General features: G+C 32.1%; 13 protein-coding genes. 8 read left to right on the forward strand and 5 right to left on the reverse strand.

From position 1 onward, the window contains the following. Positions 1–29: 29 nt before the first annotated feature. From pyk to ACT53I_RS00715, 5 genes are read right to left on the reverse strand one after another with little or no spacing between them, the layout of a single operon-like run. Positions 30–1,466: a pyruvate kinase gene (pyk, locus tag ACT53I_RS00695; RefSeq protein ID WP_104794232.1), complete on the reverse strand. Its 1,437-nt coding sequence runs from the start codon at positions 1,464–1,466 to the stop codon at positions 30–32. Next, the gene (locus ACT53I_RS00700) at positions 1,459–1,914 is read right to left on the reverse strand and encodes an IPExxxVDY family protein (protein WP_104794233.1); all 456 of its coding nucleotides are present in this window, start codon (positions 1,912–1,914) and stop codon (positions 1,459–1,461) included. Before ACT53I_RS00700 ends, pyk begins: the two co-directional genes overlap by 8 nt. Then, a complete protein-coding gene (gene rnc / locus ACT53I_RS00705; RefSeq protein WP_476077989.1) occupies positions 1,889–2,656 on the reverse strand; it encodes a ribonuclease III in 768 nt (255 codons plus the stop codon). The genes ACT53I_RS00700 and rnc overlap by 26 nt, the downstream gene beginning before the upstream one ends. Then, positions 2,656–3,903, reverse strand: a complete 1,248-nt coding sequence (gene fabF / locus ACT53I_RS00710) for a beta-ketoacyl-ACP synthase II (RefSeq protein WP_476077990.1) — start codon at positions 3,901–3,903, stop codon at positions 2,656–2,658. The genes rnc and fabF overlap by 1 nt, the downstream gene beginning before the upstream one ends. Before the next feature lie 26 nt (positions 3,904–3,929). Next, complete coding sequence (locus tag ACT53I_RS00715) at positions 3,930–4,169, reverse strand: acyl carrier protein (protein ID WP_069800766.1); 240 nt, start codon at positions 4,167–4,169, stop codon at positions 3,930–3,932. A gap of 171 nt (positions 4,170–4,340) precedes the next feature. Between ACT53I_RS00715 and folE the strand changes: the two genes are divergently transcribed. From folE to ACT53I_RS00755, 8 genes are all read left to right on the forward strand, one after another. Next, the gene (folE, locus tag ACT53I_RS00720; RefSeq protein ID WP_104794236.1) at positions 4,341–5,006 is read left to right on the forward strand and encodes a GTP cyclohydrolase I FolE; all 666 of its coding nucleotides are present in this window, start codon (positions 4,341–4,343) and stop codon (positions 5,004–5,006) included. 452 nt (positions 5,007–5,458) lie between these two features. Further along, positions 5,459–6,928, forward strand: a complete 1,470-nt coding sequence (cysS, locus tag ACT53I_RS00725) for a cysteine--tRNA ligase (protein ID WP_476077991.1) — start codon at positions 5,459–5,461, stop codon at positions 6,926–6,928. Positions 6,929–7,240: 312 nt separating this feature from the next. Next, positions 7,241–9,892 carry a 4-alpha-glucanotransferase gene (locus ACT53I_RS00730; RefSeq protein WP_476077992.1) on the forward strand — a complete coding sequence of 884 codons (2,652 nt, stop codon included), beginning with the start codon at positions 7,241–7,243 and terminating at the stop codon, positions 9,890–9,892. Between the two features lie 209 nt (positions 9,893–10,101). Further along, positions 10,102–11,034 carry a hypothetical protein gene (locus ACT53I_RS00735; protein ID WP_476077993.1) on the forward strand — a complete coding sequence of 311 codons (933 nt, stop codon included), beginning with the start codon at positions 10,102–10,104 and terminating at the stop codon, positions 11,032–11,034. Between the two features lie 257 nt (positions 11,035–11,291). Then, a complete protein-coding gene (locus ACT53I_RS00740) occupies positions 11,292–12,272 on the forward strand; it encodes a glycosyltransferase family protein (RefSeq protein WP_476077994.1) in 981 nt (326 codons plus the stop codon). An 89-nt stretch (positions 12,273–12,361) separates the two neighbouring features. Next, entirely contained in the window at positions 12,362–12,826 is a 465-nt protein-coding gene (locus ACT53I_RS00745; RefSeq protein WP_424305082.1) for a hypothetical protein, read from the forward strand. Positions 12,827–12,978: 152 nt separating this feature from the next. Continuing rightward, positions 12,979–14,865, forward strand: coding sequence for a DUF3857 domain-containing protein (locus ACT53I_RS00750; RefSeq protein WP_476077995.1), 1,887 nt, complete (start codon positions 12,979–12,981; stop codon positions 14,863–14,865). A gap of 3 nt (positions 14,866–14,868) precedes the next feature. Continuing rightward, positions 14,869–16,794: a hypothetical protein gene (locus ACT53I_RS00755; RefSeq protein ID WP_476077996.1), complete on the forward strand. Its 1,926-nt coding sequence runs from the start codon at positions 14,869–14,871 to the stop codon at positions 16,792–16,794. Positions 16,795–16,838 lie beyond the last annotated feature (44 nt).

A 16,838-nucleotide genomic window follows, 5' to 3' on the forward strand; every position in this document is an offset into this window, starting at 1 on the left:
AAAAGCTCCAAATTTTTGGAGCTTTCATTTTATATAGTGGTTAATCTGAGTGTATTGGTTTTTCCACCTTCATAAACTGGCATTGCATTGAGATTTACTACGAAATCTCCTTTTTCTACATAGCCATAATGATGTGTTAACATGTTTACTTGGATTACCGTTTCGTCTGTAGATTTGTTCATGTCATAGTAGAACGCTCTTACTCCCCATAAAAGGTTCAGCATGGTAAGAACTCTTCTGTTAGAACTGAAAACGATAATTCTAGAAGTAGGTCTGTGTGCAGAAATTTGGAAAGCAGTGTAACCAGAGTGAGTAAGCGTAATAATGGCTGCTGCACCAGTAGTTTCTGCAATTTTAACTGCGTTAAGACAAACCATATCTGTTACGAAACGATCGTCTACACAAGTTATTTTTTCTATAATATCATTTTTCTTTTCGTAAAGATTAGTAGATTCTATATTCTTAATGATCTTTGTAATGTTTTTAACTACATCTACTGGATATTTTCCTACAGAAGTTTCACCAGAAAGCATTACTGCATCAGCGCCGTCTAATACGTTGTTTGCCACGTCATTTACCTCGGCTCTAGTTGGAGTAAGGCTACTGATCATGGTTTCCATCATTTGCGTAGCGATAATTACTGGTTTAGAGTAATATCTGGCTTTGTCTACTAATTTTTTCTGAATGACAGGAACTTCTTCCATTGGAACTTCTACTCCTAAATCTCCACGTGCAACCATTAATCCGTCACATTCTAGAAGAATTTCGTCAATATTTTTTACACCTTCTGGTTTTTCAATTTTTGCAATAATTGGAATTTTGAAATCAGAATGCGCTTCAATTAATTTCTTTAAATCAATAATGTCTTGAGCATGACGAACGAATGAAAGTGCAATCCAATCGAATTCATTTTCAATCATGAATTTAGCATCTTCGATGTCTTTTTCTGTCAAAGCAGGAAGAGAAACATTGGTGTTTGGCAAATTCACTCCTTTTTTAGAGCTTAATGGTCCACCTTGAATCGTTTTTGCTTTTACCGTATCTTTTTGGTTAGTTTCGATGACTTCGAAAACTAATTTTCCATCGTCAATAAGGATTCTTTCACCAACTTTTACGTCTTGCGGGAATTTTTCATACGTCATGAATACTTTGGTTGAATCACCTTCGCAAGGCTCATTGGTAAAGGTAAGTACGTCTCCTGGATTAAGGAAAGAACCTTCTTTTACTACTCCTACTCTTAATTTAGGACCTTGTAAATCTCCTAAAATAGAGATGTTATAACCGTATTCTTGATTGATTTCTCTAATAATGTCTACATTTCTCTTAACCAGTTCGTAATCGGCATGAGAAAAATTTATTCTAAAAACATCGGCTCCAGCTTTTACCAGTTCTAGCATGATTTCTTTCGTAGAAGAAGCAGGTCCTAATGTTGCGATTACTTTGGTTTTTTTCGCTCTCTTATTCATAATAATTAATTAGCTTGTATAGTTCGCTATTGGGTTGTAAAGAAAAATCTTGTATTTGAAACATGATGTTTTCTGGCAGCAAAATTAGTGAAAAATCTTTAAAACTATCCTTTGCATAAATAATGTAGTCTACATCTTTATTTTTGGGCATCAGAAATTTGATTTCTTCAGTCTGTGCAAAGAGTTCGTTGTCTGTTTTTTTTCGTAATGGTGCTGATTTGTTAGATACTATAGAATAGCAATTTTTAGTTTCTTTGTGATATCCTTCGAATTTTGTAAAACAAAACTGTTTTATTTTTAAGTCGTCTGTTCTTACGAATTGGAAGGGATTTATTTTGTTAATTTCGAAAAATATTTCGTGATCGGGTAATTTTTTAGCCAATCTAAGTAAACCAATATCCATTGGTTCATCATCTTCTAGGTCAAGAAATATTTTTTTGTTTTTCAACAATGTGTTCTTTTTTATTTAAGGAGTAAAACGCTCTTTGTGCTGCTTTTTCTTCTGCTTTTTTCTTAGAAGTTTCTGTGGCAGAAGATATTTTTACATTATTTAAGTAGATGCAACTCTTAAATAGAAGGTTCTTATTGGGCAAAGTTTCTTCGGTGATATCATACTTTATCGTCACCTTTTTCTTTTGGCTCCATTCTAGCAATAATCCTTTGTAACTTACGATTTTGTTTTCTAGTTTTTCAATATGTTTATCAGTAAACAATTTTTCTAAAACAATTTTTTCGCAGGTTTCATAATTGGTGTCTAAATATAGCGCACCAATAAAGGCTTCGAAGAGATTCCCCGAAATGTTTTCACCTAAATTACCATTTCCACCATTTTGAATAAAATCTCTAAGCTTCAGTTTTTCGCCTAGAGAGTTAAGGTTTTTTCGATTGACAATTTTTGATTTCATTTGGGTAAGAAATCCTTCATTGGCAACAGGATAATTTTTATAAAGATAGCAAGAAATGATGCTTCCTAAGACTGCATCTCCTAAAAATTCTAATCTTTCGTAGTTTTTAGCTCCCGTAGTTTTATTAGGAATTTTTAATGAAAAAGCTTCATGATAGTAATCAAGATTTTTTACATTCTGCCCAATTATTTTACTAACTCTGGCAGAAAGTAGCTTTTCTTTTTCAGTCTTTTTTTTGAAAGGTCTTTTAAGTAGAAATTTTTGTAATGAATTTTTTAAGCCCATTATAATTTCTTGAATAGAACGCAAGCATTGTGACCTCCGAAACCAAAGGTATTACTCATGGCAATTTTTACATCTTTTTTTACAGCGTGGTTAAATGTAAAATCTAATCTGCTGTCAATGTTTTCGTCATCAGTAAAATGGTTAATGGTAGGAGGAACAATACCATGTAAAATAGTTCCTAACGCTGCTATAGCTTCTATTACACCAGCTGCACCAAGAAGGTGACCAGTCATAGATTTAGTAGAGTTTATTTGAATATCAAATGCATGCTCGCCTAATAGTTTAACAATTGCATTAGATTCTGCAATATCTCCTAATGGAGTAGAGGTACCATGCATATTGATGTGGTCTACTTCATCTGGAGTTACACCAGCGTCTTCTAAACAATTTTTCATCACTAGATAAGCGCCTAATCCTTCTGGATGAGGTGCAGTCATATGATATGCATCTGCACTTAAACCACCACCTGCAAGTTCTGCGTAAATGGTAGCGCCACGTTTTTTAGCATGTTCATACTCTTCAAGGATGATACAACCTGCACCTTCTCCTAGAACAAATCCATCTCTGTCTTTGTCAAAAGGTCTAGAAGCAGTTTTATAATCATCATTTCTTGTAGAAAGAGCCATCATAGAATTAAATCCTCCCATTCCAGATGCGGTAACAGCAGCTTCTGAACCTCCACATACTATTACGTCTGCTTTTCCTAATTGGAGAAGCATTTTTGCATCAATCAACGCGTTTGTAGAAGATGCACACGCAGAAACTGTAGTGTAATTAGGTCCATGAAAACCGTATTCCATAGAAACATGACCCGGAGTAATATCCGCAATCATTTTTGGAATGAAGAAAGGATTAAATCTAGGTATTCCTTCAGATTTTGCCCAGCCTAGAACTTCGGTTTCGAAAGTTTCTAAACCTCCAATTCCTGAGCCCCAGATTACACCCACTCTGTTTTTATCTACTTGATCTTCGATAATTCTAGAATGTGATACAGCTTCACGAGCTGCCACCACACCGAGTTGAGTGTTTCGGTCCATTTTTTTTGCTTCCTTTTTTTCAAAATGATCTAAAGGATTGAAGTTTTTAACCTCACAAGCAAATTTTGTTTTGAAGTTAGTAAAATCGAAGAGAGTGATAGGAGCAGCGCCACTTACACCTTTTACAAGGTTTTCCCAATACTCTTGAGCATTATTACCAATTGGTGTAATTGCACCAAATCCTGTTACTACAACTCTCTTCAATTCCATAGTTTTGTTAATTTTTGTAATAAAAATTATTGTTTGATAACTTCTTCAATATAAGCGATTGCGTGACCTACAGTAGTGATTTTTTCTGCCTGATCATCAGGAATCTGAATGTTGAATTCTTTTTCAAATTCCATAATTAATTCTACAGTATCTAAAGAATCTGCACCTAAATCATTAGTGAAGCTTGCTTCAGGAGTTACTTCTGTTTCTTCCACGTCTAGCTTATCTGCGATGATAGCTTTTACTCTTGATGTAATGTCTGACATAGCAATTTGTTTTAAAAATTTTTGTTAATTCAAGTGCAAATATATAAAATTCTGTGCCAATACAAATTTTTTTCATATATTTTGATTTTAAATTATTGTAAATCAGTCTAATAATATTTTAGTAATATGATTTAGAGATTAATTCTTAATTTTGTGACATTATTTCAGACTATGAGTAACTTTTTTGAAAACGATGATGATGTTTTTACAGGCAAAGACCATACTCCGCTTCGTGAGGATGCTTTCGTAAAGACACCAGAAGAAAAAATAAAAATTATAGAAGAAAAGTTTGCAGAGATTATGCACACTTTAGGTCTTGATATGACCGATGATTCTCTGAAAGATTCACCAAAACGTGTTGCTAAGATGTATGTAAACGAAATTTTTGGTGGACTTTTGCCAGAAAACAAACCAGGGATTTCTACTTTCAGCAATAAATATAAGTATAGACAAATGCTGGTAGAGAAAGATATTACCGTATATTCTTTCTGTGAGCATCATTTTTTACCGATTATTGGCAAAGCGCACGTTGCTTATATTTCAAACGGAGACGTAATTGGGCTTTCTAAAATCAATAGAATTGTAGATTATTACGCAAAACGTCCGCAAGTGCAGGAAAGATTAACGATGCAGATTGTAGATGCTTTAAAAGAAGCACTGGGAACGAAAGATGTAGCTTGTATTATCGATGCTAAACACCTTTGCGTAAATTGTAGAGGAATAAAAGACACTGCAAGTTCTACGATTACCGCAGAATTAAGCGGAATTTTCAGAACCAATCCTATTACCAGACAAGAATTCTTACATTACGTAGGAAGTCATGCGAAATTGGATTAGGTGATGTGATAATTAGGTAATTAGAAGATGTGTTAAAGAGATTATTAGAATATGAAAATTGAAAAAAAAGACCTTTTTATTATTTTTCTTCTTACTTTTTTGTTAATTTTATGTTTTGGAGTTTATCAGATTTACCAAATTTTTTATCCCTATTACTTTAATCATGCAGACTTTACATATGTTTCTTTTGAAGGAAAAATTCCTTCTAAACTTGAGGTTCTATTTTTTGGTTTTTTGAGAGTAGAATTAATAACTGTAAGTTTGTTGGTGAGTGTTGGTTTTGTTTTTTTTAGAAAAATTGTATTAAAAAAATGACCAGATTTAAAAAAATATCACACCAGATTTTTACAACTACAATTATTTGTTGTTGCTAAAATCATTGCGCCTAAGAGGAACGAAGTAGGAAGAAATCTTTCAATTTTTAAATCTATCAATCATTAAATAAAAATTAAATGCAACTTAAAATATACAATTCGCTTTCTGCGGAAAAAGAAATTTTCACACCTATTAACGGCAACAAAGTAGGAATGTACGTTTGTGGACCAACCGTTTACAGCAATGTGCACTTAGGAAATGTGAGAACTTTTATGAATTTCGACTTTATTTATAGAAGTTTGAAACATTTGGGTTATGATGTTCGTTACGTAAGAAATATTACAGATGCGGGGCATTTAACTGACGATGGAGATGTAAATAACGACCGTTTCGTGAAGCAATCTCGCCTCGAAAAACTGGAACCTATGGAAATTGTACAAAAATATACCGTAGATTTTCATAAAGTTTTAGAAAAATTTAATCTTTTGCCTCCAACGATTGAGCCAACTGCAACTGGTCACATCATCGAACAGATAGAACTCACCAAAGATTTAATCGAAAAAGGTTTGGCTTATGAAAGCAACGGTTCTGTTTACTTTGATGTTCGTGCTTACAACGAAAAAGGAGGAAATTATGGTGAACTTTCTAAAAGAAATATCGACGAACTTTTTGCCAATACCCGCGATTTAGACGGACAAAACGAAAAGAAAAATCCACAAGATTTTGCCCTTTGGAAAAAAGCCAGTCCAGAACATATTATGAAATGGATTTCACCTTGGGGAGAAGGTTTCCCAGGTTGGCATCTTGAATGTACAGCGATGTCTACTAAATATTTAGGTGAACAATTTGATATTCACGGAGGTGGAATGGACCTTAAATTTCCGCACCACGAATGCGAAATTGCTCAAGGTAAAGGTTGCAACGGTGTTTCGCCAGTGAAATATTGGATGCACGCGAATATGTTGACCATGAACGGACAAAGAATGAGTAAATCTACAGGAAACTACATTCTTCCGCAGCAATTAATTTCTGGTGAAAATGATTTTTTTGAAAAACCGTTTCATCCAACTGTAGTTCGTTTTAATTTTTTACAAGCGCATTACAGAAGCGTTCTTGATATTTCAAATGAAGCAATGTTGGCTTCAGAAAAAGGTTTCCAGCGTTTAATGGAAAGTTTGAAAGTTTTAAACACTGTCACGCTGAGCGGAGTCGAAGCGTCTTCTAGTTTTGATTTAAAAGAATGGAAACAAAAATGTTATGATGCGTTGAATGATGATTTCAATTCACCAATTTTGATTTCTCATCTTTTTGAAGCGGTAAGTTTTATTTTTAAACTGAAAGATGGTAAAGAAAATATTACTTCTGAAGATTTAGAAGAATTAAAAACCTTGATGAATGCTTTTGTATTTGATGTTCTAGGTTTACAAAATATTGAAGAAAATAACAATTCAAAATTAGACCAAACTTTGCAGGTTCTCATCGAGTTAAGAAATCAAGCCAGAAAAGCCAAAAATTTTGAGCTTTCTGACCAAATTCGTGATAAGTTATTAGAACAAGGCATAGAATTGAAAGACGGAAGAGAAGGAACTTCTTACGTTTTAAATTAAAAAAAATAAAATTTTTATAATTTACCCTTTTTGTATTCTAAATGCAGAAAGGGTTTTTTGTTTTCTTGAAAAGAAACTCCTGTTTGCAAATTGGGAGTATTTTTTACTAAAAATGATAAATTTTCGACAGAATAAAATTTTTAAAATACATTGATTTTTTAGATACTTTACTAGATATTATTGTATCATGAAGAGACATTAAATCCCTTTATTTAAAGACGTAAATAATCAGAAACAAATTAAAAATCATATAATTAATTTTTTCTAAAGCATATATATTTTTGTAAATTCGTGAGTTGAAAAACGAAAAAAATGAAATTATATTTCACTATTAATTATGGAACTGAGTTTGGGCAGAGGTTAGCCATTCAAGTTTCTGAAGGGAAAAATGTGAAAACACATGACCTTCATTTCTCGGATAATAGAAATTGGAAGGGCGAAATCGATTTTTTCTCTAAATCTATAGAATACAAATATTTGGTTCTAGATGCTAATAATCAAATCATTAATGAGGAGATTTGCCATCATCGATTGAATTTTGTGAATAATTTCCAAGAGTATAACATTTATGATGTCTGGAACAATAAAAACTTCCCCGAAAACTATCTCAATAATAAGATTCTTCAAAATAAACTAGGAGATTTCAAAGCAGAGAAAGTTGCAATTCTTAAAAAACATACGCATCATTTCAGAATAGAAGCTCCGCTGTATTCGCCTGATTGGAAGATGGTGATTTTGGGAAATAATGAAGTTTTGGGTAACTGGAGTTATGCCGACGCTCCAAAAATGGCTCAAACTTCTGTTGGTGTTTGGGAATTGGCGGTAGATTTAAAAAAACAAAAAGAATTTGTACAGTATAAATACGGAATTTTTGACGAGAAAAAAGGCGAAATCATTGCAGTAGAATACGGCGAAAATAGATTAGCTTTCCCAAATCAAGATGCAGAAGTTTTACAAATTCATGCAGATCATTATTTTAGATTTAATGCCGAACAGCTTTACAAAGCAGCGGGAGTTGCCATTCCTGTTTTCAGTTTAAGAAGCGAAAACGGTTTTGGAGTTGGTGAGTTTGCAGATATTAAAAAATTAGCAGATTGGGCACATAAAACTAATCTTTCTATCATTCAGATTTTGCCGATTAATGATACTACCGCTAATTACAGTTGGACGGATTCTTATCCTTATGCGGCGATTTCGGTGTATGCATTGCATCCTCAGTATTTGAGTTTAGAAAATCTGCAGTATTCAATTCCTGAAAATTTAAAAGTAGAATATAAGCACAAAAAAGATGAATTAAATGCTGAAAAATTTGTGGATTATGAACAAATGATTTCAGGAAAATGGAAATTCATCAAAGCTGTTTTTGAGGAAAATAAATCTGAAATTCTTAAAGACAAAGATTTCTTAAAATTCTTGAAAGAAAATGCAGATTGGCTGAAACCTTATGCAGCCTTTTGTGTTTTAAGAGACAAAAATAACACGCCTAATTTCAATAATTGGAAAACGCATAAAAAATACGTTGCAGGAAAAATTTCTCAATTTTTTGATGCAAAACATGCCGAATTTGAAAGCGTAATGCTTCATTCTTGGGTGCAATATCAGTTGCATTTACAGTTAAAAGATGCTGTAGATTATACTCACGGTTTGGGAATTTCTCTGAAAGGAGATTTGCCAATCGGTATTTACAGATTTTCTGCTGATGCATGGACTGAACCAGAACTTTTCGGAATGGATTTTCAAGCAGGAGCACCACCTGATGAATTTTCTGACTTAGGTCAAAACTGGGAATTCCCAACTTATAATTGGGAAGTGATGAAAGAAAACAATTACGATTGGTGGAAAAAACGCTTTAACGTAATTGCGCGCTATTTTGATGCGATGAGAATAGACCATATTCTAGGATTTTTCAGAATTTGGAGAATGCCAATGACTGCTACACAAGGAATTTTAGGGTATTTTTATCCTGCAGTTCCTGTGACTTTGCAAGAATTTTCGGCAAGACATATTCCATTTAATTATGACAGATATTGCAGACCTTTTATCAATGACCAAATTCTTTGGGATAATTTCGGTTACGAAAAAGAGGTGATTGCAGAACATTTCTTGTATCAAGAAAATGGAGTGTATCATTTCAAACCAGAATATGATTCGCAAAGAAAATTAGTAGATTATTTTAAAACACATCCTAGAGATTGGATGGAAGAAAAACTGATTTCACTTGCCGCGAATGTGTTATTCTTAACCGAAAATAATGGCGAAGACATTGTTTATCATCCAAGATTTAACATTCAAAAAACATCTTCCTATCAACACCTTTCTGATTGGGAAAAGAATGCATTGCATGAATTGTATATCGATTATTTCTTCAGAAGACAAGATGGACTTTGGCATGAAAAAGCCATGGAAAAATTACCTATGTTGCTTTCTGCAACAGATATGTTAATTTGTGGCGAAGATTTAGGTTTGGTTCCAGATTGTGTTCCTGGAGTGATGGATGCTTTAGGAATTACAGCATTAAAAGTTCAGCGTTCGCCAAAAGAAGATGTTCCGTATTACAATCCTCAAAATGCAGGTTATATGAACGTAGTTACGGCTTCTTCTCACGACAGTTCTACATTAAGACAATGGTGGAAAGAAAACAGAGAACTTACACAAAATTATTATAATAATCAGCTTAATCAATACGGAACTGCGCCTTCGGAACTTCTTCCAGAATTGGCAGAGATTATTATGAAACAGCATTTGCATTCTCAAGCGATGTTAGCGATTTTCCCAATTCAAGAGTATTTTGCTACAGATTATGAAATTGTAAATCCTTATGCAGATGACGAGAGAATCAATAATCCAGCGGTTTTCCCTCATTATTGGAGATACAGAATGCATATTGCACTAGAAGATTTATTACAAAAAGAACATTTTAATGATAAAATTGCACAGTTTGTAAGTGAATCAAACAGACAATAATTGAGATTATAACTACTCAGTTACACAATAAAGAAGTTAAAATCGAGTTCAGATTTTAACTTTTTTTATTTTTCTACATCAAATTCTTAGTTAGTAAATATGGCTTAAATTCTACATTTTTAAAAATATACAACCTTTCGTTATCAAAAAATAGAAAGTTTGGCACGTATTTTTAATAATGCTTAATAGAACATTAAATAACTAAGAAGATGAAATCTATATTCACAAAATTATTCCTCGTTTCTGCGTTATCAGTTACAGGAATTTCATACGCACAATATTATCCTAATGATGATTATGGCAACAATTATGGCTATGAATATTATTATGATGATTACAATTATCCAGACGAATATTATTATGAATATCCTAATGATTATTACACCAATGATTTATATAGAGGATATTATAATGATTACAGGAACACGATTATCAGCATCAATTGGGACAGATTTTTTGTAGAATTCAGGCTTTCTCCTTATCAAATCAGAGAGATAAGAATTTTAAACTCACGTTTCTCTAATTACGGAAACTGGCACAGATATTACAGATATAATCCTAACAGATGGTATTATGATAGATTTATTGCATTAGAAAGAATTTTAGGTCCTAGAATTTACGTAGTGTATTATCAAAGATATTATCGAAACTATAATCCAATTGTTTACTATCAAAATTATAGAGTAAAACATTATAGACCAACGGTTTATGTGACTCCTAGATATAGAAATGTAGATGTAAGAATATTTAAAAATGATGCTTACAGAACAGGAGGTTTCAGAAATAATGATAGAGTGTATAATGACAATAGAAATTTCGAAAAATCTAGAGAAAATTCAGGTTTCAGATCAGGTTCATCTGATGAAAGACCTAGAGATAATGGCGGATTTAGAAGCTCAGATTCTAGAAATGATAATGACAGAAACTACGGGAACCAAAGTCAACAACCATCTAGAAATGAAGGCTTCAGAAGCGTTTCTCCTCAAAGAAGTGAAAACCAAAACAGAGGAAATGACGCAGTAAGAAGCGGTGGTTTTAGAAATCAAGGCCAAGAAAACAAAGCTTCAGAAAATCGTTCTTCTGGTAATAATGGTAGAGGAAATGGAAACAGTAACGGAAACAGAGGTGGCGGATTTAGATAGAAACATCATACTTTACATTCCAATATTTTGATTTTTAAATGAGGAACAATTCTATTGTTCCTCATTTTTTATGATAAAAAACATAAACCAATTTTTAGGCACGAGATTTGATTATTTTAAATAAGAGAAGTAATTCTTCATATCAAATTAATTTTTTACATTCACACAAAAGCGGAACTTTAGTTTCGCTTTTTTTTTTAACATTAAATTTATTTAAACTTGAATTTTGAGAAAATTTTTGTTCTAACTTCGTAGTTATGAAAATTTTATACGCGATTCAAGGAACAGGAAACGGACATGTTTCCAGAGCAAGAGAAATTATTCCCATCCTCAAAAAATATGGCGAACTAGATATTCTCATCAGTGGAACTCAAGCCGATGTAGATCTAGATGAAGAAATAAAATATCAATTCAAAGGTTTCGGGTTTGATTTCGGAACCAAAGGTGGAATAGACTACAAAAGCAGTTTCCGAAAAGCAGATTTTTCACAATTGATAAAAGATATTAGAAATCTCCCTGTAAAAGATTATGACTTGGTGATTAATGATTTTGAACCTGTTACGGCTTGGGCTTGTAAACTGAGAGGGAAAAAATCGGTTGCGCTGAGTCATCAATCAGCATTTTTGTCTCCTAAAACGCCTATTATTTCTGGAATTCATTTGGGTGCAATCATTCTCAAAAATTATGCTCCAGCTACTGATAAAGTGGGATTTCACTTCGAGCGATATGATGATTTTATCAGAACTCCAGTCATTCGTTCGGAAATAAGGAACCTAAAACCAGAAAATTTAGGACATTACACGGTTTATCTTCCTGCATACTCAGATGAATTTATTTTGAAAAAATTATCAAAACATCCCGACCAGAAATTTCAAGTTTTTTCTAAACATACTCGCGAAGATTATTCTCAAGAAAATGTAGAAGTCTATAAGGTGAATAATGAAAAATTTAATCTATCTCTAGGAAAATCCGAAGGATTATTAACGGGTGGCGGTTTCGAAGGTCCCGCTGAAGCTTTATTCTTGGGCAAAAAACTTTTGTGTGTGCCTATGTTTCATCAGTATGAACAGCAATGCAATGCTTTGGCTGCCGAAAAAATGGGAGCAACTGTGATTTGGAGTGAAAAAGAATTTGACCAAAAATTAAATCATTGGCTCAACAATGCAGAACCTATACAAGTCAATTTTCCTGATGAAACAGAAGAAGTCATTAAAAACCTTATTGAAAAATACAGTTAAGTTTTTTTAACAAAATTTTAGCTTTTCAGCATTTAACCTTGGTAAGGTTTTGTCATCAAAAAGATAATTAACCAAATAATTACAAAAAAATGACAAAGAAAATAATTTTAAGTGCAGCCATTTTTGGTGCAGTATTCATGTTCGGACAAGAGAGACAAAAACTTACGCCAGAACAAAGAGAAGCTAAAAAAGCAGAAATGGTTCAGAAAGCGAAAGAAAGACAACAAGCTCATTTAGACAAGATGACTACAGAACTTAATCTTTCTAAAAAGCAAGTGGAACAAATAAAAGCTTTGCAAGAAAAAAATAATGCAGAAAGAGAAGCGAATAGAGCAAAAATGGAAGAAATGAGAAAGCAAAGACAACAAGAAATGCAAGCGAAAAGAGATGCTCATGATGCAGAAATGAAAAAAATCCTTTCGCCTGAACAATATGATAAATGGCAAAAACAAAGATTAGAAAACATGCAGAAACAAAGAGACGCATGGAAAAATAAAGCCATGAGAAAAGGAGGAAAACAAGGCGGAATGAAACCACAAAATACACCTCAGTAAAACACAAACTTCATAAACTTTTTATTTTAATTTTTAATTCACACAGCGAGAAAATTTTTTCTCGCTTTTTTTTGTGATTTTTATCAAGTTCTTAAAGGTTTGTTTAATAAAAGTTTTTTCTTAAATTTAGCCAAAACTAACAAAACCATTTTATGAACAAGCTTTTCTCTTTTATCTTTCTTGTTTTCAGTACTTTACTATTTTCTCAAAATTATGCAGTTTCTGCGATTCCAGAAAATTTACTTCATAAAGCCAATGCTGTAGTAAGAAATGATGAAACTACTATTGATATTAATGCCATAGATAATATGGTGCAGACTTACAATAAAACCATTACCATACTGAATAAATCTGGTGATAATTTTTCAAGTATTCGTATTCCTTATGATAAAAGTGTTTCGGTAAGCAATATAAAAGTGTCTATTTTAGACCAAAATGGAAAAGTAATTAAGAAATATTCTAAAAGCGATTTTATAGATGCTAGTCATAGTCCTAGTTTTTCTTTTTATGATGATAGTAGAATTTTGTTTCTAAATTACATGTCAATTTCTTATCCGTATTCTATACAGTATTCTTATACCACAGAGACAAGAAATACAGTATTTATGCCAGATTTTTTTCCAATTGATGGCTATAATATTTCTACAGAAAAAACGAGTTTAGCGATTAATAATAAATCTGGAATCAGATTAAGAACTAAGGTTCATGAAGCGGATTTCGCGAAAATTTCATTTACAGAAAATGGGCAAAAATATTTTTACAGTTTTTCTAATGTTCCAGCAGTAGAAGATGAACCACGCTCACCTAGTTTAATAGATTTTTTACCAAAAGCTGAGTTTTCGTTAGATCAATTTTCCTTAGAAGGGAAAAAAGGAAACCTTACTCAGTGGAATGAATTTGGGAATTGGTATTACCAAAGTTTAATTCAGCCTGTTTCAGAAATTACACCAGCACTTCAAGCAGAAGTTGCAGCACTTAATTTAACAGGAGGCACTCATGATAAGGTGAAAAAACTTTTCCAATACATGCAGAGCAAAACCAGATATGTTTTGGTAGCAATAGGAATTGGTGGTTGGAAACCTATGTTGGTAGAAGATGTTAGAAAAAAAGGATATGGTGATTGTAAAGCATTAACCAATTACATGAGAACATTATTGCAAGCGGCAGGAATTAAATCTTATTACTGCATCATCACAGATGATCGGTCACCGATAAAATTTTCTGAAGATTTTCCAAAAATGTTTGGAAATCATGCTATTCTCATGATTCCTACAGAAAAAGGAAACATTTGGTTAGAAAATACTTCACAAGAAATTGCTTTTAATCATTTGAATTATACTTCTTTAGATAGAAATGTGATGGCCATTTCTGAGGACGAAATCAAGTTAGTCAATACACCTACTTATAAACCAGAAGAAAGTAGTGAAATTCTAAATGCAGAGGTTAAACTTAATCCAGATAATAGTATAAATGTGGATGCTAAATTTAGATTTTCTGGGGCACAATATGATTTCCAAAGACCACTTACTTCCTTAAACAAAGATGAGGTAAAGGAAGCGCTTAAAGAAAGATTTTATTACCTTAATATGGAAAATCTGGAGGCTAATAATGTGACTAATAATAGAGATGAAGCGCTGATAAATTATGAAGTGAAGTTGCAAGCGAAAAATTATTCTAAAAAATTAGGAAATGACATCATTTTAAGAGCAATGCCGTTCTTAGATCTTATGCAAACTACTAGTCATGAAGACAGAAAATTACCATTAGAAGTCTATTTTTCTTATCAAGATACTTACAATTTTTCTCTAGAAATTCCAGAAGGATATAAGTTAGCAGAAATTCCAAAATCTGTACAGTTAAATTCAGAGTTTGGCAGCTATTCTCTCCAATTTTCTATGGAAAATGGCAAACTGGTTACTCAACGAAAAATTACGATTCTGAAAAATATTTATCCAAAAGAAAAATTCAAAGAATATATAGAGTTCAGAAAAAAAACCAATAACCTAGACAATACTAAAATTCTTTTAACTAAAATCTAATACATGAAAACTAAAATTTTAACTGTTTTTTTATTTTTTATTTCAATGTTTGTGTTTTCGCAGCACAAGTTTTTGAAATATCCAGAATTTAATAAAAATGACCTTTCTAAAACGAAATCTACCATCAAAGAAGATGCTCATGCAGAAATATTATACAGTTCTATTAGTAATTTGATTATTAATGGACAATTAGAAACCAAAGTCTTTAAAAGAATTAAAATTTACAATAAAGAGAAATCTTCTCAATATCTAGATGTAGAAATACCTTTATATGAAGGAAATGGAGAAAAAGAGTCGGTTTCTGGTCTCAAAGCTGTAACCTACAATTTAGATAATGATAAAGTTGTTACTTCTAAAGTAGAAAAAGACGCTAAATTTAGATCTAAGGAACAAAAAAATAGATTTATTCAAAAATTTACTTTTCCTAATGTCAAAGATGGGTCTATTATAGAATATCAGTATCAAGTAAATTCTCCTTTTTTACAATTGCTAGACAAAACTTATTTGGAGTTTGATATTCCTGTTATTTATGAAGAATATATTTTTGATTTTCCTAAGTTTTTTGGGTACAATTATAATTTTCAAGGAGGATTAATGCCAAAATATAAAGATGATAAGGCTCAAATGATGTATGGTCAAGATTACTACAGTTTGAGGCTAGGTTTTGAAAATGTACCGCCTTTTAAAGCCGAAAATTTCATGAAAAATGAAAGAAATTATATTACCAGTGTAAGGCCAGAATTGAATTCTACTAATTATAATAACATATTTAAATCTTACGCAACAAGTTGGGATGATATTAGAGATAAGTTAAAAGAGTATGATGATTTTGGAGGACAATTAAGTAAAAAATCTTTGGCAAGAAATGTTCTTTCACAAGATATTTTAAGCATGACTTTGCCAAAAGAAAAAGCCAATAAAATTCTGAAATTTGTGCAATCAACTTATACGTGGGACGGAAATGTTGGGTTATTTACAGGAGATGGTATTAAAAGTTTAATAGACACTAAGATAGGAAATAGTGCAGAGATTAATCTTTATTTAATTATGCTGATGAGAGAAGCTGGGCTTAATGTAAGTCCAATGATTATGAATACTGTAAATAGAGGAATTTTGAATATTGCATTTCCTACAATTGGTGCTCCTAATTATGTAGTAGCTTGTTTAGAAGATAATGGTAATTACTATTTGTATGATGCAACTTCTAAATTTTCTTTGCCAAACTTATTGCCACCAAGAGCTTATAACTATAACGCTATTCTGTTAAAAGATAAAAAAGCGGAAATTCTACAAATTAATAATTTCATCGAAAGTAAAACTTATCTTAATGTAGATGCTAAACTGAATGAAGATACTACTTTTGAAGGCAACTTTAAAGATAGAGATACTAAAACTTTTGCGATTCTTGCTTATGATGAATATATAGACAATAAACAAGACTACGAGAAAAAGTACAAAGAAAGATACACCTTTAATTTTAATAATTATAAATCAGAAGTAGTAAATGATAATGAGTTTCAGACCAGTTTTGATTTCAATACAGACGGTTTTGTAGATGGAGTTGGGGGTAAATTAATTTTCAATCCACTGCTATTTTTATACCGACAAAACCACGAATTTAACCAAACCGAAGAAAGAAAATATCCTATAGAGTTTCTTTCTCCTTACGAAACGGTAAAAAAAGTGGTAATTACCATTCCAGATAACTATAAATTTGAAAATCTTCCGAAGTCTAAAAAATTTAAGACCGAAGATGAAGGGATTGTTTATTCTTATCTAGTGAGCACTGAAGGGAACAAAATCACTGTAGAAACCTCAGTTAAAATAGACTCGGATAATTTTCCTAAAGAATATTACCCTGCATTTAAGCAGATTTTTGATGCCATTACACAACTCGAAGGTCAGCTCGTAACGCTGGTAAAAAAATAAACGAAAAGCGAGATTTTTTCTCGCTTTTTTCTTTGCAAGGATTT

The organism is Cloacibacterium sp. DMC96 (genome assembly GCF_056313765.1).